The sequence below is a fragment of the Pseudomonas sp. PGPPP4 genome (genome assembly GCF_002256045.1).
Lineage (GTDB): Bacteria > Pseudomonadota > Gammaproteobacteria > Pseudomonadales > Pseudomonadaceae > Chryseomonas > Chryseomonas oryzihabitans.
This window is the reverse complement of the sequence record NZ_NKID01000006.1, coordinates 200,595-220,091: the sequence shown is the minus strand read 5'-3', so window position 1 is coordinate 220,091 and position 19,497 is coordinate 200,595. Positions and strand designations below refer to the sequence as shown.

Genomic DNA, 19,497 nt, shown 5'->3' with positions numbered 1-19,497 from the left:
CCATGGATCTCAAGCTGCTGGACATCCTCGCCTGCCCCCTGACCAAGAGCCCGCTGATCTTGAGCGACGACAAGACCGAGCTCATCAGCAAGGCCGCCGGCCTGGCCTTCCCGATTCGCGACGGCATCCCGGTGATGCTGGAAAGCGAGGCGCGCATCATCACCACGGACGAGCGTCTGGATAAATGAGCACCGCCTTCACCGTCGTCATTCCGGCGCGACTGGCCAGCACCCGGCTGCCCAACAAGCCGCTGCTCGACATCGCCGGCAAGCCGATGATCCAGCACGTCTGGGAGCAGGCCCGGCGCAGCGGCGCCGAGCAGGTGGTGGTGGCGACCGACCACGACGATATCCTGCGTGCCTGCGAAGGCTTTGGCGCTCGGGTCCTGCTGACCCGCGCCGACCATGCCTCGGGCACCGATCGCCTGGCCGAGGTGGCCGAATTGCTCGGCCTGGCCAACGACGCCCTGGTGGTCAACGTCCAGGGCGACGAGCCGCTGATTCCACCGGCGGTGATCGACCAGGTGGCGGGCAATCTCGCCGCCCATCCCGAAGCCGGGGTGGCCACCCTGGCCGAGCCGATCAGTGACGTCGACAGCCTGTTCAATCCCAATGTGGTCAAGGTGAGCACCGACGTGAACGGCCTGGCGCTGACCTTCAGCCGGGCGCCGCTGCCCTGGGCGCGCAATGCCTTTGCCGCTGATCGCGCGCAGCTGCCCCAGGGCTTTCCCTATCGCCGCCACATCGGCATTTATGCCTATCGCGCCGGCTTCCTCTCCGATTTCGTCAGCTGGGGTCCCTGCGCCCTGGAAGAGACCGAAGCCCTGGAGCAACTGCGCGCCCTCTGGCACGGCGTGCGCATCCATGTCGCCGATGCCCTGGAAGCGCCCCAGGCCGGCGTGGATACCCAGGAAGACCTCGAGCGCGTCCGTCGCCTGCTGGGAGCCTAGATGACCCTGCGCATCCTGTTCGTCTGCATGGGCAACATCTGCCGCTCGCCCACCGCCGAAGGCATCCTCAGGGCCAAGCTGCACGCCGCGGGCCTGGCCGAGGCGGTGGAGCTGGACTCGGCCGGCACCGGTGACTGGCATGTCGGCAAGGCACCGGATGCCCGCGCCATCCAGGCCGCGGCGGGTCGCGGCTATGACATCGGCGACCTGCGCGCGCGCCAGGTCGCCAAGGACGATTTCCAGCGCTTCGACCTGATCCTGGCCATGGATCAGGACAACCTCGCCTGGCTGGAACAGTTGCGTCCGGGTGCAGGCGCGGTCCCCGAACTCTTCCTGGCGCGCCAGGGCCTGGCGGTGGACGAGGTGCCCGATCCCTATTACGGCGGCGCAGCCGGCTTCGAGCGGGTCCTCGACCTGCTGGAAAGCGCCTGCGATGGCCTGGTCGCCGAGGTGGCTGCCCGTCATGGTCGCTGAGCTGCAACAGCAGGTCCCGCTACAGGGCCTCAATACCTTTGGCCTGGTGGCGGAAGCCGACCGCTATCTGGAAGCCGCCAGTGACGCCGAGGTCCGTGAGGCCCTGGCGCTGGCTCGGCAACTGGAAGTGCCCCTGCGGGTGCTGGGCGGTGGCAGCAACCTGGTCCTGCCCGAACGGGTCGAGGGCCTGGTAGTGCGGCTGACCTCGCGCGGCATCCGCCTGCTGGCGGAGGAGGGCGATGTCCTGCTGGTGGAAGCCGAAGCCGGCGAGCCCTGGCACCCCTTCGTCATGGCCACCCTGGCCAACGGCTGGTACGGCCTGGAAAATCTCAGCCTGATCCCGGGCACCGTGGGTGCCTCGCCGATCCAGAACATCGGCGCCTATGGCGTCGAATTGAAGGACAGGTGCGCCAGCGTCACGGCGCTCGATCGCCACAGCGGCGAACTCCATGACCTCAGTCCTGCCGATTGCGCCTTCGCCTACCGCGAGAGTCGCTTCAAGGCCGAGGCTGGTCGCTGGATCGTGCTGCGGGTGCGCTTCCACCTCAGTCGTCAGCCGCAGCTGGTGCTGGACTACGGTCCGGTGCGCCAGGCCCTGACCGAGGCGGGCGTCACGCAGCCAACCCCCGAGGCCGTCAGCGCGGCCATCTGCAGCATCCGCCAGAGCAAACTGCCCGACCCGGCGGTGCTGGGCAATGCCGGCAGCTTCTTCAAGAACCCGGTGGTGACCGCCGCCGAAGCCAAAGCGCTGCATGAGCGCTATCCAGGTCTGCCGACCTATCCGCAGGCCGATGGCAGCGTCAAGCTGGCCGCCGGCTGGCTCATCGACCAGGCCGGCTGGCGCGGTCATCGCGATGGCGCCGTGGGGGTGCATGCCGCCCAGGCACTGGTGCTGGTCAACTTCGGCGGCGCCCGCAGCCGCGACGTCCTGGCCCTGGCCGAGCGCATCCGCGCCTCGGTGCGCGAGCGCTTCGGCGTGACGCTGGAGATGGAGCCGGGAAGCCTGACGTGACCGACGACGCCCCCGATGCCCAACGCCGCCGCCTGCTGATCGCCACCACCTCCGCCGTCGGCGGCCTGGGACTGGTGGCGGGTAGCGTGCCCTTCGTCTGCGCCCTGCGGCCCAGCCGTTCGGCGGAGGTGGCGGCGGCGCCGGTCGAGGTGGATCTCAAGACCCTGCGCGAAGGCGAGCAACTCACGGTGCAGTGGCGCGGCCAGCCGGTCTGCGTGCTGCGCCGCAGCGCGGCGGACCAGGCCCGTCTGCTGGCCGACCAGGCCGGACTCGCCGATCCGGATTCCCGGGAATCCAGCCAACCGCCCTATGTGGATCCACGGCTGAGATCGCGGCGGCCGGACATCTTCGTGGTCACCGCCATCTGCACCCACCTGAGCTGTATTCCCTCGCTGGACACCGCAACCACGAACCAAGGCTATCTGTGCCCCTGCCATGGCTCCCGGTTCGATCTCGCCGGGCGTGTCTATCGCGACCAGCCGGCACCCCTGAATCTGGCCGTGCCTCCCTATCACTTCAAAGGCGAAAGCCTGCTGGTGATCGGCAGTGACGGGGAGGGCGCGGCATGAGGGACAGGGAGCCCGGCTGGCTGGAGCGACGGCTGCCGATCGGCGCCTTCTGGCGCCGACACCTCAGCGACTACCGGGTGCCGCGCAATCTCAACGTCTTCTATCTGTTCGGCTCGCTGTTGCTCTTCATCCTGGCGCTGCAGGTGCTGACCGGACTCTGGCTGCTGTTCGGCTATGAACCCACCGTGAAGGGTGCCTTCGCCTCGGTTCAGCTGTTCATGCGCGAAGTGCCCTTCGGCTGGCTGATCCGCTATCTGCATGCGGTGGGTGCCTCGGCGCTGTTCGTCTGCCTCTATCTGCACCTGCTGCGCGGCCTGCTCTATGGCTCCTATCGCGCGCCGCGGGAGCTGGTCTGGAGCTTTGGCGTGCTGCTCTATCTGCTCCTGCTGGCCCAGGCCTTCTTCGGCTATCTGCTGCCCTGGGGCCAGCTCTCCTACTGGGGCGCCCAGGTGTCCCTGAGCGCGATCGAGGCGCTGCCCCTGGTGGGCCCGACCCTGGCCGACCTGCTGCGCGGCGGAGTGGTACCGTCCGACGCCACCCTGAGACGCTTCCAGGCCCTGCATGTGGTCGGGCTGCCGCTGCTGATCCTGGCGCTGGTGAGCCTGCATGTCCTCGCCCTGCGCCAGACCGGCTCGAACAATCCCGAGGGCGATGAACGCGATGTCCGCGGTGCCGCCGGGGTGCCTTTCCACCCCTATCTGACGCTCAAGGACCTCTGCGGCCTGGCGGTCTTCCTGCTGGTCTTTCTCGCCGTGGTGCTGCTGGCGCCGGACCTGGGCGGCCTGGTGCTGGAACCGGCCAACCAGCAGCCGGCCGATCCGCTGGTGACCCCCGCGCACATCGCGCCGCCCTGGTACCTGGCCCCCTTCTATGCGCTGCTGCGCGCGGTGCCGAGCAAGGCCGGCGGTCTCGGCCTGGCGGCCCTGGCCATCGCCCTGCTGTTCGTGCTGCCCTGGCTGGATCGCAGTCCGGTCCGCTCGGTCCGCCGCAAGGCCTGGCCGGCGCGATTGGGGCTGTACCTGGCCTGCCTGGCCTTTGTCGCCCTAGGCGTGCTGGGCGTGGTCGCCCTGACCGAAGGGCGCCTGCTGCTGGCGCGCCTGGCGGCGGGTGTCTATTTCATCGGCCTGCTGGGCATGCCCTGGTACAGCAGGCTGGGTCGTCCGCGTACGCCAGCGGAGTCCCGGTCATGAGTCGCGCTCTGCTGCTGGTCCTGCTGCTGTGCAGTGGTCTGGCCCTGGGCGCCGAAGGCGATCCCCGGGCCGGTGCCATCAGCTTCGGCCGCTATTGCCTGGCCTGCCATGGCCAGGAGTACCAGCGCTTCGACCGGGTGGCCGCCGATCTCCACCTCGACCTCGCCAGCTGGGCGCCCGGGCGCACCGCCAGCGCACCCATGCTCGGGCTGCTCAAGCCCGAGGACGCCCGGCGTGCCTTTGGCAGCGTACCGCCGGATCTCACCCTGATCGCCGCGGTGCGCGGCGAGGCCTGGCTGCGCGCCTTCCTGCAGGAATTCTATGTGGCACCGGGTCGGCCGCTCGGGGTCGACAACCTCAGGGCACCCGGTACCCGCATGCCCGATGTCCTGGCCGCCCTGCGCGGCCGCCAGGTGCGCGACTGCAGCGCGGGACGCTGCGTGCTGCGTCTGGAGCCCGGCAGCGGCGCCCAGACACCCGAGCAATTCGCGCGCACCGTCGACGATCTGGTCGCCTACCTCGGTTATTCCGCCGCGCCCGAGCGCAGCCTGGCCTGGCGCCTCGCGCCCTGGGTGCTGGGCTATCTGCTGCTGTTCGCCGTCCTGGCCTTCTGGCTCAAGCGCGAATTCTGGCGGCGATTGCCCGGCAGTGAGCGGTGAGACGGAGGCTTGTCTGAAAAGTCGCCGAGCGAAGGTGAGGCAAGGCAAAAATCAGCGAGGAAGCGGAATTTACAAAGGGTAAATGAGCATTCCGAGCTGATTTTTAACGCAGCACCACCGATGCGCAGGCAGTTTTCAGACAAAGCCTAGGTGTCGGATGGCAAGGTGCGAGATAATCCCTCCTTTGCAGCTTCGCCCCCAACGGGGAGGGACCCATGGGCGCCATAACCCGCCTGACCTGTTTCCATGATCCCGAGGATCACTACAGCCACCGCATCCGTCTGATCCTGGCGGAAAAGAACGTCGAGTGCGAACTGATCGCCGTGCGCCGGGGCGAGTGTCCGCGGCAGCTGGCCGAGCACAATCCCTACGGTACCGTGCCGACGCTGATGGATCGCGACCTGGTGCTCTATGGCACCGAGGTGCTCATGGAGTACCTCGAGGAACGCTATCCGCATCCGCCGCTGCTGCCGGCCTATCCGGTCACCCGTGGCCAGTCGCGACTGCTGATGCACCGCATCGGCCGTGACTGGTGCAGCCTGGTGGACGCCATCCTGCAGGCCGCGCCGGGCGCCGACCTCGCCACCGCACGCAAGGAACTGCGGGAGAGCCTGACCGGCGTGGCGCCGATCTTCGCGGAAAAACCCTTTTTCCTGAGCGACGACTTTTCCCTGGTGGACTGTTGCCTGCTCCCCATCCTGTGGCGTCTGCCGCGCCTGGGCGTCGAATTGCCCCGGGCCGCCAAGCCGCTGCAGGACTACATGGATCGCATGTTCGCGCGCGACAGTTTCCGATCCAGTCTTTCGGTCACCGAGCGTGAGATGCGCTAGAGGAGAACCCCATGAATTCCAGTCGCCCCTACCTGGTCCGCGCGCTCTATGAGTGGATCGTGGACAACGACTGCACGCCCCATCTGCTGGTCAATGCCGACTACGCCGAGGTGCGCGTGCCGCCGGGCTATGCCAACGACGGCCAGATCGTGCTGAACGCCTCGCCCAGTGCCGTGCGCGACCTGCACATGGACAACGAGGCGGTGAGCTTCAACGGCCGCTTCGGCGGCGTGGCCTACAACCTCTATGTCCCGATCGGCGCCATCCTGGCCATCTACGCCCGGGAGAACGGCCAGGGCATGGTCTTCGACAGCGAGCCCAGCCCGCCGGATGACCAGGGTCCCGACAACGGCGGCAGCAAGCCCGAGGCGCCCAAGCCGGCACCGGCGCGGCCGAGTCTGAAAGTGGTCAAGTGAGCCCTGCCGGCCTGCCGCAAGGTCTCTTTGCGGCAGGCAGGAAAAAGCCCCTGTCGGCATGGCCGGCAGGGGCTTTTTCGTAAGCCAGGCGAACTCAGCGCTTGAGCGAGGCCGGCAGGTGCGGCTGGATCTGGGTCAGCAGGCCGCGGAAGCACTTGGGGTTGCCGGCGACGATGTGGCCCTTCTCGAGGAAGTCGTGGCCACCGTTGAAGTCACCGATCAGACCACCGGCTTCCTGCACCAGCAGGGCGCCGGCGGCCATGTCCCACTCCGACAGCCCCATTTCCCAGAAGGCGTCGAAACGACCGGCGGCGACATAGGCCAGGTCCAGGGCGGCGGAGCCGGCGCGGCGGATGCCGGCGGTCTGGCCGATCAGGCTGCGGAACATGCCCAGGTAGTTGTCCAGGTGATCGACGTCATTGGCACGGAAGGGAAAGCCGGTACCCAGCAGGGCGCCTTCCAGGCTGCGTCTGTTGGTGACGCGGATGCGGCGGCCGTTCAGGGCGGCACCGCGGCCACGGCTGGCGGTGAATTCTTCCTGACGCACCGGATCCAGGACCACGGCGTGCTCCAGGCGGCCCTTGTACTTGCAGGCGATGCTCACCGAGAAGTGCGGGACGCCACGGATGAAGTTGGTGGTGCCGTCCAGCGGGTCGACGATCCAGACGTAGTCGGCGCCTTCGCCTTCGCCCGCCAGGTAGCCGGATTCCTCACCGTAGAAACCATGGGTGGGGTAGGCCTTGCGCAGGGTGGCGAGGATGGTCTGCTCGGCGGCCCGGTCGACTTCGGAGACGAAGTCGTTGGCGCCTTTTTCGTCGACGGCGATCACGTCCAGGCGCTCAATCGAACGGAAAATCAGTTCACCGGCGCTGCGGGCCGCGCGCAGTGCGATGTTCAGCATGGGCTGCATGGATAAATCACCTGGGTTGTATAAGGAAAGCCGGCAATGATAGCAGACTTCGCGGCACTGGAAGGGGTATTCGTGGCAAGCGGGCGCGTGTGGGCGTAGTATACGGCGCCGATTTCCCGCGTCCGCTCGAGGATAGCCACGTGCTGAACAACATCCGCGTCGTTCTGGTCAATACCAGCCATCCCGGCAACATCGGCGGTGCCGCCCGGGCAATGAAGAACATGGGCCTGTCGCGCCTCTACCTGGTCGATCCCGAGGACTTTCCCAGCGGCGAGGCCAATGCCCGCGCCTCCGGGGCCAATGACGTGCTCGACGCCGCCCTCGTCGTCGACACCCTGGAAGAGGCCCTGACCGGCTGCAGTCTGGTGCTGGGCACCAGCGCCCGCGATCGCCGCATCCCCTGGCCGCTGCTGGATCCGCGCGAATGCGCCACCACCTCCCTGGCCCAGGTGGAGCAGGGCGGCGAGGTGGCCCTGGTGTTCGGTCGCGAATACGCCGGCCTCACCAACGAGGAGCTGCAGCGCTGCCACTACCATGTGCACATCCCCTCGGACCCGGCCTTCGGCTCGCTCAACCTCGCCGCGGCGGTCCAGGTGCTGGTGTACGAGGTGCGCATGGCCTGGCTCGCGGCGCAGAACCAGCCGACCAAGATGAACAAGGTCGAGGCCACCGCCATGCTCAACACCCAGCCGGTGACGGTGGAGGAGCTGGAGCTCTATTACGAGCACCTGGAGCAGACCCTGGTGGAGATCGGCTTCCTCGATCCGGCCAAGCCGCGTCATCTGATGAGTCGCCTGCGCCGCCTCTACGGCCGGGCCGGCATCAGCAAGCTGGAGATGAACATCCTGCGCGGCATCCTCACCGAAACCCAGAAGGCCGCCCGGGGCGAATCCCATCCGCGAACTATCCCCCCGATAGATAATGCCTGAGTGATTTGGTCGGTTTTAAAGTTGACCTTTTTTGTCGGGAATCCGATAATCGGGGTCATCCGATGCAACCCGCTCGAGTTCGTCATGAGACTGACCACCAAAGGCCGCTATGCCGTAACCGCCATGCTCGACCTGGCGCTGCATGCCCAGCGGGGCCCGGTGTCGCTGGCCGACATTTCCGAGCGGCAGGGCATCTCGCTGTCCTATCTTGAGCAGCTGTTTGCCCGGCTGCGCCGCGGCTCGCTGGTCAACAGCGTGCGCGGTCCCGGCGGCGGCTACCAGCTGGCGCGCGACATGGGCGGTATCCATGTCGCCCAGGTGATCGATGCCGTCAACGAATCCGTGGATGCCACCCGCTGCCAGGGCAGTGGGGGTTGTCACCAGGGTGACACCTGCCTGACCCACCACCTATGGTGCGACCTGAGCGATCAGATCCACACCTTCCTCAGTGGCATCACCCTGGCCGACCTGGTCGCCCGCAACGAGATCCAGCAGGTTGCCAAGCGTCAGGACACCAAGGCCTGTGCCAGCAAGCAATCGCCTTTAGCGGTCGAAAAAATCGAAGCGTCCACCATCGACTGAGCAGAGACGCCCGTCTGATTAGGAGTAACCGATGAAATTGCCGATCTACCTAGACTATTCCGCCACCACCCCCGTCGATCCGCGCGTCGCTCAGAAGATGAGCGAGTGCCTGCTGGTGGACGGCAACTTTGGCAACCCCGCATCGCGCTCCCACCTGTTCGGCTGGAAGGCCGAGGAAGCCGTGGAAAACGCCCGTCGTCAGGTGGCCGAACTGGTCAACGCCGACCCGCGCGAGATCGTCTGGACCTCGGGTGCCACCGAGTCCGACAACCTGGCCATCAAGGGCGCCGCGCACTTCTACCAGAACAAGGGCAAGCACCTGATCACCTCCAAGATCGAGCACAAGGCGGTGCTGGACACCACCCGCCAGCTCGAGCGCGAAGGTTTCGAGGTCACCTACCTCGAGCCGGGCGAAGACGGCCTGATCACCCCCGAGATGGTCGAGGCGGCCCTGCGTGATGACACCACCCTGGTGTCCATCATGCACGTCAACAACGAGATCGGTACCGTCAACGACATCGCCGCCATCGGCGAACTGACCCGCTCCCGTGGCGTGCTCTTCCACGTCGATGCCGCCCAGTCCACCGGCAAGGTCGAGATCGATCTGGAAAAGCTCAAGGTCGACATGATGTCCTTCTCGGCGCACAAGACCTACGGTCCCAAGGGTATCGGTGCCCTCTACGTCCGCCGCAAGCCGCGCGTGCGTATCGAGGCCCAGACCCATGGTGGCGGTCATGAGCGTGGCATGCGTTCTGGTACCCTGGCGACCCACCAGATCGTCGGCATGGGCGAAGCCTTCCGCATCGCCAAGGAAGAGATGGTCCAGGAAAATGCCCGCATCAAGGCCCTGAGCGATCGCTTCTACCGGCAGTTCGAAGGCCTGGAAGAGGTCTACCTCAACGGCAGCCTGATCCACCGTGTGCCGCACAACCTGAACCTGAGCTTCAACTACGTCGAAGGCGAGTCGCTGATCATGGCGCTCAAGGACCTGGCGGTCTCGTCCGGTTCGGCCTGTACCTCGGCCTCCCTGGAGCCGTCCTACGTCCTGCGCGCCCTGGGCCGCAACGACGAGCTGGCGCACAGCTCCATTCGCTTCACCTTCGGTCGCTTCACCACCGAAGAAGACGTCGACTATGCCGCGAGCAAGGTCACCGAAGCCGTCAACAAGTTGCGTGAATTGTCTCCGCTGTGGGACATGTTCAAAGAAGGCGTAGACCTGAGTCAGGTCGAGTGGCAAGCCCACTGACCCACCCCCTGATGAGTGAGGATTGAACCATGGCATACAGTGAAAAGGTCATCGACCACTACGAAAATCCGCGCAACGTCGGCAAGTTCGACGCGGCCGATCCGGATGTCGGCACCGGCATGGTCGGCGCTCCCGCGTGCGGCGACGTGATGCGCCTGCAGATCAAGGTCAACGAGCAGGGCATCATTGAAGATGCCAAGTTCAAGACCTACGGCTGCGGCTCTGCCATCGCCTCCAGCTCCCTGGCCACCGAGTGGATGAAGGGCAAGAGCATCGAGGAAGCGGCGTCGATCAAGAACAGCATGATCGCCGAGGAACTGGCCCTGCCGCCGGTGAAGATCCACTGCTCGGTACTCGCCGAAGACGCCATCAAGGCGGCGGTCAGCGACTACAAGCAGAAGAAAGGCCTGCTCTGAGGAGGAACCATGGCGATCAGCATGACCGAGTCCGCCGCCCGCCACGTGCAGCGTTCCCTCGACGGACGCGGCAAGGGTGAGGGCATCCGCCTGGGCGTTCGTACCACGGGCTGCTCGGGACTGGCCTACGTACTCGAGTTCGTCGATGAATTCGCGGCCGAGGACCAGGTGTTCGAAAGCCATGGCGTCAAGGTCATCATCGACCCCAAGAGCCTGGTCTACCTGGACGGCACCGAGCTGGATTTCGTGCGTGAAGGCCTCAACGAGGGCTTCAAGTTCAACAATCCCAACGTGCGTGGCGAGTGTGGCTGCGGCGAAAGCTTCAACATCTGAGGCCCGCCATGGGTAAGCCCTGTCACTTCGCCCTGTTCGAGATCAAGCCCGCCTTCGAGATCGATCAGGCGGGTCTGGCCTCGCGCTATCGCGATCTGGCCCGCACGGTCCATCCGGATCGCTTCGCCGATGCGCCGGAGCGCGAACGGCGCCAGGCGCTGGAGCGGTCGGCCGAGCTCAACGAGGCCTATCACGTGTTGCGCGCTCCGTCGCGCCGCGCGCGCTATCTGCTGGAGCTCGAAGGGCACGAGATGCCGCTCGAGGCGACCATCCAGGACACCGACTTCCTCATGCAGCAATTGCAGTGGCGCGAGGAGTTGGAAGACCTGCAGGACGCCGGCGACAGCGCGGGCATTCCCGCCTTCCGCCAGCGCCTCAAGGATGCGCAGCGTGACATCGAGCAGGCCTTCGCCGCGATCTGGCAGGATCCCGCCCAGCGCGAGTCTGCCGAGCGCTTGGTCCGTCGCATGCAGTTTCTCGACAAGCTGGCCAGCGAGATCCGCCAGCTCGAAGAGCGTCTGGACGATTAATCACAGGTGTCGCTCCGGCACCGACAACCATAAGCCGACTAGCCAATGGCTCTATTGCAGATAGCCGAACCCGGAATGGCGCCCAAGCCGCACCAGCGCAAGCTGGCGGTGGGCATCGATCTGGGCACCACCAATTCCCTCGTGGCCGCCGTCCGCAGTGGCGTGGCCGAGACCCTGCCCGATCTGCAGGGCGAGGTGATCCTGCCGTCCGCCGTGCGCTACGCCGCCGCTGGCGTGGAGGTGGGGGCTGGCGCCAAGGCCGCTGCCGCCCAGGACCCCTTCAATACCATTCTTTCCGTCAAGCGCCTCATGGGGCGTGGCATCGCCGACGTCAAACAGCTGGGCGAGCAGTTGCCCTATCGCTTCGTCGCCGGTGAATCGGAAATGCCCTTCATCGATACCGCTGCCGGGCGCAAGAGTCCGGTAGAGGTCTCCGCCGACATCCTGCGAGTGCTGCGCGAGCGCGCCGAAGCCACCCTGGGTGGCGAGCTGGTCGGCGCCGTCATCACCGTGCCGGCCTACTTCGACGACGCCCAGCGTCAGGCGACCAAGGACGCGGCCCGCTTGGCCGGCCTGAATGTCCTGCGCCTGCTCAACGAACCCACCGCGGCGGCCGTGGCCTATGGCCTGGACCGGGGCGAGGAGGGCGTGGTCGCCATCTACGACCTGGGTGGCGGCACCTTCGATATCTCCATCCTGCGCCTGACCCGCGGTGTCTTCGAAGTCATGGCCACCGGTGGCGACAGCGCCCTGGGCGGTGACGACTTCGATCACGCCATCGCCGGCTGGATCGTGCAGCAGGCCGGGCTGTCCAGCGATCTGGATCCAGGTACCCAGCGCCGCCTGCTGCAGAGCGCCTGCGCCGCCAAGGAAGCCCTGTCGGCCGCCGAGCGCGTCGAGGTCAGCCACGGCGACTGGTCGGGCGTGCTGGAACGCAGCACCTTCCAGGCACTCATCGCACCCCTGGTCGCGCGCAGCCTCAAGGCCTGTCGCCGTGCCCTGCGCGATGCGGACGTGGAGCCGGCGGATATCCGCGCCGTGGTCATGGTCGGCGGTTCCACCCGCGTGCCCTATGTCCGTGAAGCCGTGGGTGAGCTGTTCGACTGCACCCCGCTCACCGACATCGATCCGGATCGCGTGGTCGCCATCGGCGCCGCCCTGCAGGCCGATTCCCTGGCCGGCAACCGCGCAGGCGAAGAACTGCTGCTGCTGGACGTCATCCCGCTGTCCCTGGGACTCGAGACCATGGGCGGCCTGATGGAAAAGATCATTCCGCGCAACACCACCATCCCGGTGGCGCGGGGTCAGGATTTCACCACCTATCGCGACGGCCAGACCGCCATGCTGGTGCATGTACTGCAGGGCGAGCGCGAGCTGGTCAAGGACGCCCGTTCCCTGGCGCGCTTCGAGCTGCGTGGCTTTCCGCCCATGGTCGCCGGGGCCGCCAAGATCCGCGTCACCTTCCAGGTCGATGCCGACGGCCTGCTCGGCGTTAGCGCCCGCGAGCTGTCCAGCGGCGTGGAAGCCAGCGTCCAGGTCAAGCCGTCCTATGGCCTGACCGATGGCGAGATCGCCAACATGCTGCAGGACTCCTTCCGCCATGCCGGAGACGACATGCAGGCCCGCGCGCTGCGCGAGCAGCAGGTCGAGGCCCGGCGGCTGATCGAGGCGGTCACCGCCGCGCTGGCCGCCGATGGCGAGCGCCTGCTGGACGCCGAGGAGCGTCAGGTGATCGAGCTGGAAATCGGCCGGCTGGCCGAGCTGCTGGACGCCACCGACGTCCAGGCGCTCGAAGACCAGACCAAGCGTCTTTCTCACGTAACCGATGCCTTCGCCGCCCGGCGGATGAACGCCTCGGTCAAGGCGGCCCTGGCGGGTCGTCGTCTCAACGATATCGAGGAGTAGTTCCATCATGCCGCAGATCACCCTGCTGCCCCACGCCGAGCACTGCCCCGAGGGCGCGGTCTTCGAAGCCAGCGAAGGCGAAACCATCATCGCCGCGGCCCTGCGCAACGGCATCGACATCGAGCACGCCTGCGAGATGTCCTGTGCCTGCACCACCTGCCACGTGGTCATCCAGGAGGGCTTCGACTCCCTCGAGCCTTCCGATGAACTCGAAGACGACATGCTGGACAAGGCCTGGGGCCTGGAGATGCGTTCGCGCCTGTCCTGCCAGGCGGTAGTTGGCAGCGAAGACCTGGTGGTGGAGATTCCGCGCTACACCATCAACCAGGTTTCCGAAGGTCACTGAGGACAGCTGTCATGGCACTGAAATGGACCGATGTGCTGGATATCGCCATCGAACTCAACGACGCCCATCCCGACGTGGATCCGCGCTACGTGAATTTCCTCAAGCTGCGCAACTGGGTCGTGGAGCTGCCGGAGTTCGACGACGATCCCCTGCGGGGTGGCGAGAAGGTGCTGGAGGCCATCCAGGCCGCCTGGATCGAAGAGTCCGCCTGACGCATCGCCCGTACCGCGCTACGCTTTTCACCGGGACCCGCGTATAATCCGCGGGTTTCGTTTTTGCTCTATTCCCACATTCGGAGTTCACATGTCTGTTCAACGTACCCTGTCGATCATCAAGCCCGATGCCGTATCCAAGAATGTCGTCGGTGAGATCGTCACCCGCTTCGAGAAGGCTGGCCTGCGCGTCGTCGCTGCCAAGATGGTCCAGCTGTCCGAGCGCGAAGCCGGTGGCTTCTACGCCGAACACAAAGAGCGTCCCTTCTTCAAGGACCTGGTCTCCTTCATGACCTCCGGTCCGGTCGTGGTCCAGGTGCTGGAAGGCGACAACGCCATCGCCAAGAACCGTGAGCTGATGGGCGCCACCGATCCCAAGAAGGCCGACGCCGGTACCATCCGTGCCGACTTCGCCGTCTCCATCGACGAGAACGCCGTCCACGGTTCGGACTCCGAAGCGTCCGCCGCTCGCGAGATCTCCTACTTCTTCGCAGCCACCGAAGTCTGCGAGCGCATCCGCTAAGGATGAGCGCTGGCCAGGGAAGCGGCCAGCCCGCCTTCCTGGCACCGCCCGCGCCCTGCGTGGGCTTCAAACAGATTTCGTCGAGGTGATCCCATGACCACAGCCACCGATAAGGTCAATCTGCTGGGCCTGACCCAGCCGCAACTCGAGTCGTTCTTCGAGTCCATCGGGGAGAAGCGCTTTCGCGCCGGCCAGGTCATGAAGTGGATCCATCACTTCGGCATCGATGATTTCGACGCCATGAGCAACCTGGGCAAGGCGCTCAAGGAAAAGCTCAAGGCCGCCGCGGAGATCCGTGGCCCCGAGATCGTCAGCGAGGACATCTCCCGCGACGGCACCCGCAAGTGGGTGATCCGCGTCGCCTCCGGCAGCTGCGTCGAGACCGTCTACATTCCGCAGAACGGCCGCGGCACCCTATGCGTGTCGTCCCAGGCCGGTTGCGCGCTGGACTGCAGCTTCTGCTCGACCGGCAAGCAGGGCTTCAACAGCAACCTCACCGCCGCCGAGGTGATCGGCCAGGTGTGGATCGCCAACAAGTCCTTTGGCAGCGTGCCCGCCAAGATCGACCGGGCCATCACCAACGTGGTGATGATGGGCATGGGCGAGCCCCTGCTGAACTTCGACAACGTCGTCGCCGCCATGCGCATCATGATGGACGACCTCGGCTACGGCATTTCCAAGCGCAAGGTGACCCTGTCCACCTCGGGCGTGGTGCCGATGATCGAAGAGCTGGCCAAGCAGATCGACGTCTCCCTGGCGCTGTCGCTGCACGCGCCCAACGACGAGCTGCGCAACGAGCTGGTGCCGATCAACCGCAAGTATCCCCTGGCCATGCTGCTCGACGCCTGCCAGAGATACATCGGCCAACTGGGCGAGAAACGCGTCCTGACCATCGAGTACACTCTGCTCAAGGACGTCAACGACCTGCCCGAACATGCCCTGCAGATGATCGAGCTGCTGCGCAACGTGCCCTGCAAGATCAACCTGATTCCCTTCAATCCCTTCCCGCACTCCGGGTACGAGCGGCCGAGCAAGAACGCCACTCGCCGTTTCCAGGAGCTGCTGCAGCAGGCCGGTTTCAACGTCACGGTGCGCACCACCCGCGGTGACGACATCGACGCCGCCTGCGGCCAGCTGGTGGGCCAGGTCATGGACCGCACCCGCCGCAGCCAGCGCTACATCGCCGTTCGCCAGCTCGACGGTGCCGAAACCGTAACGCCGCTCCAGGGCTGAGGGCGCGACCATGGCGATCACGCGCTTTGCGGCTGTCGCGCTCGCCCTGGTGGTCGGCGGCCTCGCCGGCTGCGTGACCGAGGGCGACCGCAATCCCATGGATACCCGCCAGGGGCGGATGCAGGCCCGTGATGCCTACATCCAGCTCGGCCTCGGCTATGTCCAGCAGGGCAACACCGAACAGGCCAAGGTGCCGCTGAAGAAGGCCCTGGAGCTGGATTCGTCCAGCGCCGACGCCCATGCCGCCCTCGGGCTGGTGTTCCAGGCCCAGGGCGAGACCGATCTGGCCGATCAGGAGTACCGCCTGGCCCTGCGCGAGCGGCCCCGCGATGCCCGCATCCTCAACAACTATGGCAGCTTCCTCTATGAGCAGGGGCGCTACAAGGATGCCTACGAACGTTTCACCCAGGCCGCCGAAGACAGTCTCTATCCCGAACGCGCCCGGGTGTTCGAGAATCTCGGCCTGACCGCCCTGCGACTCAATCAGGTCGACTTGGGCAAGGAAAATCTGGAAAAATCCCTGCGGCTGGATCGCAATCAGCCCAGGGCCCTGTTCGAATTGGCTCAACTGGCCTACCAGACGCGCGACTATGTGCCGTCTCGGAGCTATTACCAGGCCTTCAGCCAGCTCAGTCCCCAGGATGCCCGCAGCCTGTTGCTCGGGATCCGCCTCGCCGAGGTGTTCAATGATCGCAACACCGCCGCGAGCTATGCCCTGCAGCTGAAGCGCCTCTACCCGAACTCACCTGAATATCGTCAACTTCAGTCGGAGCAGAAATGACCGCAGTGCAATCCGAAGCGGTACACGCCGGACGGGGCAATCCCGGTGAGATCTTGCGTCAGAAGCGCCTGTCGCTTGGCTGGAGCCAGGCCCAGGTCGCCCAGAATCTCAACCTCAGCGAGCGCATCATCGAGCAGCTCGAGTCCGGCAACTATCAGCAGATGCCGGGGCACACCTTTGCCCGCGGCTATACCAAGGCCTATGGCAAGCTGCTCGGCCTGGATCAGGTCGAACTGGTACGGACCTTCGACGGCTACACCGGCACCGATGCCAAGGGCAGCACCGTGCACAGCCTGGGGCGTCTCGACGAGCCGGTGCGGCTGTCGCGCAATGTCCTCAGATTCGTCAGTTTCATCCTGGTGGTGCTGATCATCGCCATGGGCCTGTTCTGGTGGCAGGAGCGTAGTCGCCAGGCCTCCAGCGCCAGTGCCGTGAGCATGGAGCATGTCGAGGTCGAGGGTGCCGACGGCAAGACCGAGATCCATCCCATCGACGAGCCGGAAGAACAGCCCCCGGTCACCGCCCAGCAGCCGGCCGCCACCCTGCCGTCCCCGGTGGGCACGCCGACGCCGGATGCCAATGCCGTCGCCGCCATGACCGCCCCGACCGCCGCGCCCACCCCGGCTCCGGTCACGGGTTCGACCTCGCCAGCGCCCACGGCACCCGCCGCCGCGACCCCGGCCGCGCCGGCCAGCGCGCCTGCCGCGGCGCCCGTCGCCGGCAGCGACAGCCTGAACATCCGCTTCACCGCCAATTGCTGGACGCAGGTCAGCGACGGTACCGGCAAGATCCTCTTCAGCGGTGTGAAGAAAGGCGGCGAGAGCCTCGAATACGCCTCGATCAAGGCGCCGGTGAACATCCGTCTCGGCTTTGCCCGCGGTGCCCAGATCTCCTACAACGGCCAGGTCGTCGACCTCGCGCCTTACACCAAGGGCGAGACCGCCCGCATCAAACTCGGTCAGGCCGGACAATGACGTCCGGCGACCCCATGGGAAACCAGCATGCATAGCGAATCGCCCATCAAACGTCGGTTGTCCCGCAAGATCTGGGTCGGCTCGGTGCCGGTCGGCGGCGATGCCCCCATCGCCGTGCAGAGCATGACCAACACCGAAACCTGCGACGTCGACGCCACCGTGGCGCAGATCCAGCGCCTGCAGGACGCCGGTGCCGACATCGTGCGCGTCTCGGTGCCCGACATGGACGCCGCCGAAGCCTTTGGTCGCATCAAGCAGCGGGTCAGTCTGCCGCTGGTGGCCGACATCCACTTCGACTACAAGATCGCCCTGCGCGTGGCCGAACTGGGCGTGGATTGCCTGCGCATCAACCCCGGCAACATCGGTCGCGAAGACCGGGTCCGGGCGGTGGTCGACGCGGCCCGCGAGCGCGGTATCCCGATCCGCATCGGCGTCAACGCCGGTTCGCTGGAAAAGGACCTGCAGAAGAAATACGGCGAGCCCACCCCGGAAGCCCTAGTGGAATCGGCCATGCGTCACGTCGATCACCTGGAGAAGCTGGACTATCCGGACTTCAAGGTCAGCGTGAAGGCCAGCGACGTCTTCATGGCCGTGGCCGCCTACCGCCAGCTGGCCACCCGCATCGAGCAGCCGCTGCACCTGGGCATCACCGAAGCCGGTGGCCTGCGTTCGGGTACGGTGAAGTCCGCCGTGGGCCTGGGCATGTTGCTGGCCGAAGGCATCGGCGACACCATCCGCATCTCGCTCGCGGCCGATCCGGTCGAGGAGATCAAGGTCGGTTTCGACATCCTGAAATCCCTGCGCCTGCGTTCACGCGGCATCAACTTCATCGCCTGCCCGAGCTGCTCGCGGCAGAACTTCGATGTGGTCAAGACCATGAACGAACTGGAAGGGCGCCTGGAGGACCTGCTGGTGCCCCTGGACGTCGCGGTGATCGGTTGCGTGGTCAACGGCCCCGGCGAAGCCAAGGAGGCCCATGTCGGCCTGACCGGGGGTACGCCCAACAACCTGGTGTACATCGACGGCAAGCCGGCCTCCAAGCTGAACAACGACAATCTGGTGGACGAGCTGGAAGGGCTCATCCGCCGCAAGGCGGCCGAAAAGGCCGAAGCGGATGCCGCGCTCATCGCGCGCAGCTGAAAGATCAAGGAATAAGGCCCTTTCGTGAGCAAGTCCCTGCAAGCCATCCGTGGCATGAACGATATCCTGCCGGAGCAGACCCCGGCCTGGCGCTACCTGGAACGTACCTTCGCGACGCTGCTCGACGGCTATGGCTACCACGAGATCCGTCTGCCCATCATGGAGTTCACCGAACTCTTCGCCCGCGGCATCGGCGAGGGCACCGACGTGGTGGACAAGGAGATGTACACCTTCCTCGACCGCAACGAAGAGTCCCTGACCCTGAGGCCGGAAGGCACCGCGGGTTGCGTGCGGGCCGTGCTCGAACACGGCATGACCGGCGGTGGCCAGGTACAGAAGCTCTGGTACGCCGGCCCGATGTTCCGCTACGAGAAGCCGCAGAAGGGCCGCTATCGCCAGTTCCACCAGATCGGCGTGGAGGTGTTCAACCTGCCCGGTCCGGACATCGACGCCGAACTGATCGTGCTCACCGCGCGCCTCTGGCAGCGCCTGGGGCTGACCGACGCCGTCACCCTGCAGCTCAACAGCCTGGGTTCCAGCGCCGATCGCGGGCGCTATCGCGAAGCCCTGGTGGCCTATCTGCAGGAACGCTTCGAGCAACTCGACGAAGACAGCCAGCGCCGCCTGACCACCAATCCGCTGCGCATCCTCGACAGCAAGAACGCCCAGACCCAGGCGCTGCTGCAGGACGCCCCGACCCTGGCGGACTACCTGGACGACGAATCCCGCGCCCACTTCGATGGCCTCAAGGCCCGCCTGGACGCCGCCGGCATCCGCTACCAGATCAATCCCAAGCTGGTGCGTGGCCTGGACTACTACGGCCGGACCGTCTTCGAGTGGGTCACCGACAAGCTCGGCGCCCAGGGCACCGTCTGCGCCGGTGGCCGCTACGATGGCCTGATCACCCAGTTCGGCGGCAAGCCCACCCCGGGTGTCGGCTTCGCCATGGGCGTCGAGCGCCTGGTGCTGCTGCTGGAAACCCTGGAGTGCCTGCCCGGTGATCTGCAGCGCCCCGCCGATCTCTATCTCTGCGCCTTTGGCGAGGCGGCCGAACTGGCCGGTCTCAAGCTGGCCGAGCAGCTGCGCGATGCCCGTCCCGACCTGCGTCTGCTGGTCAACGCCGGTGCCGGCAGCTTCAAGAGCCAGTTCAAGAAGGCCGACAAGAGCGGCGCGCTCTGGGCGATGATCCTGGGTGAGGACGAACTGGCCGCGCAACAGGTGGCGCTCAAGCCGCTGCGTGGCGAAGCGCCCCAGGAAAAGGTCGATTTCGCGGCCCTGGCCGCTCGTCTGGACGAGATTTTGCCCCCGGCCGGTTCCGGTCGCGGGAATTGAGGAGAA

General features: G+C 66.2%; 25 protein-coding genes. 24 read left to right on the top strand and 1 reads right to left on the bottom strand.

What is annotated here, in order from left to right; genetic code table 11:
* Nucleotides 1-2 precede the first annotated feature (2 nt).
* From CFE50_RS13390 to CFE50_RS13350, 9 genes are all read left to right on the top strand, one after another.
* Nucleotides 3-188 carry a Trm112 family protein gene (locus CFE50_RS13390; RefSeq protein WP_007162406.1) on the top strand — a complete coding sequence of 62 codons (186 nt, stop codon included), beginning with the start codon at nucleotides 3-5 and terminating at the stop codon, nucleotides 186-188.
* A complete protein-coding gene (gene kdsB, locus CFE50_RS13385) occupies nucleotides 185-949 on the top strand; it encodes a 3-deoxy-manno-octulosonate cytidylyltransferase (RefSeq protein ID WP_286734249.1) in 765 nt (254 codons plus the stop codon). Before CFE50_RS13390 ends, kdsB begins: the two co-directional genes overlap by 4 nt.
* Nucleotides 950-1,423, top strand: coding sequence for a low molecular weight protein-tyrosine-phosphatase (locus CFE50_RS13380; RefSeq protein ID WP_286734247.1), 474 nt, complete (start codon nucleotides 950-952; stop codon nucleotides 1,421-1,423).
* Complete coding sequence (gene murB, locus CFE50_RS13375) at nucleotides 1,413-2,435, top strand: UDP-N-acetylmuramate dehydrogenase (protein WP_286734244.1); 1,023 nt, start codon at nucleotides 1,413-1,415, stop codon at nucleotides 2,433-2,435. Before CFE50_RS13380 ends, murB begins: the two co-directional genes overlap by 11 nt.
* On the top strand, nucleotides 2,432-3,004 hold the full coding sequence (gene petA / locus CFE50_RS13370; protein WP_241809910.1) for a ubiquinol-cytochrome c reductase iron-sulfur subunit: 573 nt from the start codon (nucleotides 2,432-2,434) through the stop codon (nucleotides 3,002-3,004). Before murB ends, petA begins: the two co-directional genes overlap by 4 nt.
* Nucleotides 3,001-4,194, top strand: a complete 1,194-nt coding sequence (locus tag CFE50_RS13365; protein ID WP_286734241.1) for a cytochrome b — start codon at nucleotides 3,001-3,003, stop codon at nucleotides 4,192-4,194. Before petA ends, CFE50_RS13365 begins: the two co-directional genes overlap by 4 nt.
* On the top strand, nucleotides 4,191-4,853 hold the full coding sequence (locus CFE50_RS13360; protein WP_286734240.1) for a cytochrome c1: 663 nt from the start codon (nucleotides 4,191-4,193) through the stop codon (nucleotides 4,851-4,853). The genes CFE50_RS13365 and CFE50_RS13360 overlap by 4 nt, the downstream gene beginning before the upstream one ends.
* A 215-nt stretch (nucleotides 4,854-5,068) precedes the next feature.
* The gene (locus CFE50_RS13355; protein WP_007162413.1) at nucleotides 5,069-5,683 is read left to right on the top strand and encodes a glutathione S-transferase N-terminal domain-containing protein; all 615 of its coding nucleotides are present in this window, start codon (nucleotides 5,069-5,071) and stop codon (nucleotides 5,681-5,683) included.
* 11 nt (nucleotides 5,684-5,694) lie between these two features.
* On the top strand, nucleotides 5,695-6,099 hold the full coding sequence (locus CFE50_RS13350; protein WP_158892868.1) for a ClpXP protease specificity-enhancing factor: 405 nt from the start codon (nucleotides 5,695-5,697) through the stop codon (nucleotides 6,097-6,099).
* Nucleotides 6,100-6,193: 94 nt separating this feature from the next.
* On the opposite strand, the gene suhB is transcribed toward CFE50_RS13350, so the two are convergent.
* Nucleotides 6,194-7,009, bottom strand: coding sequence for a type III secretion system regulator SuhB (suhB, locus tag CFE50_RS13345; protein WP_007162415.1), 816 nt, complete (start codon nucleotides 7,007-7,009; stop codon nucleotides 6,194-6,196).
* A 140-nt stretch (nucleotides 7,010-7,149) separates the two neighbouring features.
* Here suhB and trmJ point away from each other — a divergent pair, with 140 nt between their 5' ends.
* The 15 genes from trmJ to hisS all read left to right on the top strand — a co-directional run bounded on the left by trmJ (nucleotide 7,150) and on the right by hisS (nucleotide 19,491).
* The gene (gene trmJ / locus CFE50_RS13340) at nucleotides 7,150-7,938 is read left to right on the top strand and encodes a tRNA (cytosine(32)/uridine(32)-2'-O)-methyltransferase TrmJ (RefSeq protein WP_007162416.1); all 789 of its coding nucleotides are present in this window, start codon (nucleotides 7,150-7,152) and stop codon (nucleotides 7,936-7,938) included.
* A gap of 84 nt (nucleotides 7,939-8,022) precedes the next feature.
* A complete protein-coding gene (gene iscR, locus CFE50_RS13335; RefSeq protein ID WP_007162417.1) occupies nucleotides 8,023-8,520 on the top strand; it encodes a Fe-S cluster assembly transcriptional regulator IscR in 498 nt (165 codons plus the stop codon).
* A gap of 31 nt (nucleotides 8,521-8,551) precedes the next feature.
* Nucleotides 8,552-9,766 (top strand): IscS subfamily cysteine desulfurase, encoded by a 1,215-nt coding sequence (locus tag CFE50_RS13330; RefSeq protein WP_007162418.1) that lies wholly within the window; start codon nucleotides 8,552-8,554, stop codon nucleotides 9,764-9,766.
* 29 nt (nucleotides 9,767-9,795) lie between these two features.
* Nucleotides 9,796-10,182: a Fe-S cluster assembly scaffold IscU gene (iscU, locus tag CFE50_RS13325; protein ID WP_007162419.1), complete on the top strand. Its 387-nt coding sequence runs from the start codon at nucleotides 9,796-9,798 to the stop codon at nucleotides 10,180-10,182.
* 9 nt (nucleotides 10,183-10,191) lie between these two features.
* Nucleotides 10,192-10,515, top strand: a complete 324-nt coding sequence (gene iscA / locus CFE50_RS13320) for an iron-sulfur cluster assembly protein IscA (RefSeq protein WP_007162420.1) — start codon at nucleotides 10,192-10,194, stop codon at nucleotides 10,513-10,515.
* A gap of 8 nt (nucleotides 10,516-10,523) precedes the next feature.
* On the top strand, nucleotides 10,524-11,045 hold the full coding sequence (hscB, locus tag CFE50_RS13315) for a co-chaperone HscB (protein ID WP_007162421.1): 522 nt from the start codon (nucleotides 10,524-10,526) through the stop codon (nucleotides 11,043-11,045).
* Nucleotides 11,046-11,090: 45 nt separating this feature from the next.
* A complete protein-coding gene (hscA, locus tag CFE50_RS13310) occupies nucleotides 11,091-12,950 on the top strand; it encodes a Fe-S protein assembly chaperone HscA (protein ID WP_169853392.1) in 1,860 nt (619 codons plus the stop codon).
* Between the two features lie 7 nt (nucleotides 12,951-12,957).
* Nucleotides 12,958-13,296 (top strand): ISC system 2Fe-2S type ferredoxin, encoded by a 339-nt coding sequence (gene fdx, locus CFE50_RS13305; protein ID WP_007162423.1) that lies wholly within the window; start codon nucleotides 12,958-12,960, stop codon nucleotides 13,294-13,296.
* Nucleotides 13,297-13,307: 11 nt separating this feature from the next.
* Nucleotides 13,308-13,508 (top strand): Fe-S cluster assembly protein IscX, encoded by a 201-nt coding sequence (iscX, locus tag CFE50_RS13300; protein WP_286734224.1) that lies wholly within the window; start codon nucleotides 13,308-13,310, stop codon nucleotides 13,506-13,508.
* Nucleotides 13,509-13,599: 91 nt separating this feature from the next.
* Nucleotides 13,600-14,031: a nucleoside-diphosphate kinase gene (ndk, locus tag CFE50_RS13295; RefSeq protein ID WP_007162425.1), complete on the top strand. Its 432-nt coding sequence runs from the start codon at nucleotides 13,600-13,602 to the stop codon at nucleotides 14,029-14,031.
* Nucleotides 14,032-14,124: 93 nt separating this feature from the next.
* Nucleotides 14,125-15,264, top strand: a complete 1,140-nt coding sequence (rlmN, locus tag CFE50_RS13290) for a dual-specificity RNA methyltransferase RlmN (protein WP_007162426.1) — start codon at nucleotides 14,125-14,127, stop codon at nucleotides 15,262-15,264.
* Between the two features lie 10 nt (nucleotides 15,265-15,274).
* Nucleotides 15,275-16,045: a type IV pilus biogenesis/stability protein PilW gene (gene pilW, locus CFE50_RS13285; protein ID WP_007162427.1), complete on the top strand. Its 771-nt coding sequence runs from the start codon at nucleotides 15,275-15,277 to the stop codon at nucleotides 16,043-16,045.
* Entirely contained in the window at nucleotides 16,042-17,019 is a 978-nt protein-coding gene (locus tag CFE50_RS13280; RefSeq protein ID WP_286734217.1) for a RodZ domain-containing protein, read from the top strand. Before pilW ends, CFE50_RS13280 begins: the two co-directional genes overlap by 4 nt.
* Before the next feature lie 27 nt (nucleotides 17,020-17,046).
* Nucleotides 17,047-18,159, top strand: coding sequence for a flavodoxin-dependent (E)-4-hydroxy-3-methylbut-2-enyl-diphosphate synthase (ispG, locus tag CFE50_RS13275; protein ID WP_007162429.1), 1,113 nt, complete (start codon nucleotides 17,047-17,049; stop codon nucleotides 18,157-18,159).
* Nucleotides 18,160-18,183: 24 nt separating this feature from the next.
* Complete coding sequence (gene hisS / locus CFE50_RS13270) at nucleotides 18,184-19,491, top strand: histidine--tRNA ligase (protein WP_286734214.1); 1,308 nt, start codon at nucleotides 18,184-18,186, stop codon at nucleotides 19,489-19,491.
* Nucleotides 19,492-19,497 lie beyond the last annotated feature (6 nt).

What these genes read in the sequence shown, in the direction of transcription:
- CFE50_RS13390 (WP_007162406.1), top strand. Translation starts at nt 3, where the DNA reads ATGGATCTCAAGCTGCTGGACATCCTCGCCTGCCCCCTGACCAAGAGC.
- kdsB (WP_286734249.1), top strand. Translation starts at nt 185, where the DNA reads ATGAGCACCGCCTTCACCGTCGTCATTCCGGCGCGACTGGCCAGCACC.
- CFE50_RS13380 (WP_286734247.1), top strand. Translation starts at nt 950, where the DNA reads ATGACCCTGCGCATCCTGTTCGTCTGCATGGGCAACATCTGCCGCTCG.
- murB (WP_286734244.1), top strand. Translation starts at nt 1,413, where the DNA reads ATGGTCGCTGAGCTGCAACAGCAGGTCCCGCTACAGGGCCTCAATACC.
- CFE50_RS13365 (WP_286734241.1), top strand. Translation starts at nt 3,001, where the DNA reads ATGAGGGACAGGGAGCCCGGCTGGCTGGAGCGACGGCTGCCGATCGGC.
- CFE50_RS13360 (WP_286734240.1), top strand. Translation starts at nt 4,191, where the DNA reads ATGAGTCGCGCTCTGCTGCTGGTCCTGCTGCTGTGCAGTGGTCTGGCC.
- CFE50_RS13355 (WP_007162413.1), top strand. Translation starts at nt 5,069, where the DNA reads ATGGGCGCCATAACCCGCCTGACCTGTTTCCATGATCCCGAGGATCAC.
- CFE50_RS13350 (WP_158892868.1), top strand. Translation starts at nt 5,695, where the DNA reads ATGAATTCCAGTCGCCCCTACCTGGTCCGCGCGCTCTATGAGTGGATC.
- suhB (WP_007162415.1), bottom strand. Translation starts at nt 7,009, where the DNA reads ATGCAGCCCATGCTGAACATCGCACTGCGCGCGGCCCGCAGCGCCGGT.
- iscR (WP_007162417.1), top strand. Translation starts at nt 8,023, where the DNA reads ATGAGACTGACCACCAAAGGCCGCTATGCCGTAACCGCCATGCTCGAC.
- CFE50_RS13330 (WP_007162418.1), top strand. Translation starts at nt 8,552, where the DNA reads ATGAAATTGCCGATCTACCTAGACTATTCCGCCACCACCCCCGTCGAT.
- iscU (WP_007162419.1), top strand. Translation starts at nt 9,796, where the DNA reads ATGGCATACAGTGAAAAGGTCATCGACCACTACGAAAATCCGCGCAAC.
- iscA (WP_007162420.1), top strand. Translation starts at nt 10,192, where the DNA reads ATGGCGATCAGCATGACCGAGTCCGCCGCCCGCCACGTGCAGCGTTCC.
- hscB (WP_007162421.1), top strand. Translation starts at nt 10,524, where the DNA reads ATGGGTAAGCCCTGTCACTTCGCCCTGTTCGAGATCAAGCCCGCCTTC.
- hscA (WP_169853392.1), top strand. Translation starts at nt 11,091, where the DNA reads ATGGCTCTATTGCAGATAGCCGAACCCGGAATGGCGCCCAAGCCGCAC.
- fdx (WP_007162423.1), top strand. Translation starts at nt 12,958, where the DNA reads ATGCCGCAGATCACCCTGCTGCCCCACGCCGAGCACTGCCCCGAGGGC.
- iscX (WP_286734224.1), top strand. Translation starts at nt 13,308, where the DNA reads ATGGCACTGAAATGGACCGATGTGCTGGATATCGCCATCGAACTCAAC.
- ndk (WP_007162425.1), top strand. Translation starts at nt 13,600, where the DNA reads ATGTCTGTTCAACGTACCCTGTCGATCATCAAGCCCGATGCCGTATCC.
- rlmN (WP_007162426.1), top strand. Translation starts at nt 14,125, where the DNA reads ATGACCACAGCCACCGATAAGGTCAATCTGCTGGGCCTGACCCAGCCG.
- pilW (WP_007162427.1), top strand. Translation starts at nt 15,275, where the DNA reads ATGGCGATCACGCGCTTTGCGGCTGTCGCGCTCGCCCTGGTGGTCGGC.
- CFE50_RS13280 (WP_286734217.1), top strand. Translation starts at nt 16,042, where the DNA reads ATGACCGCAGTGCAATCCGAAGCGGTACACGCCGGACGGGGCAATCCC.
- ispG (WP_007162429.1), top strand. Translation starts at nt 17,047, where the DNA reads ATGCATAGCGAATCGCCCATCAAACGTCGGTTGTCCCGCAAGATCTGG.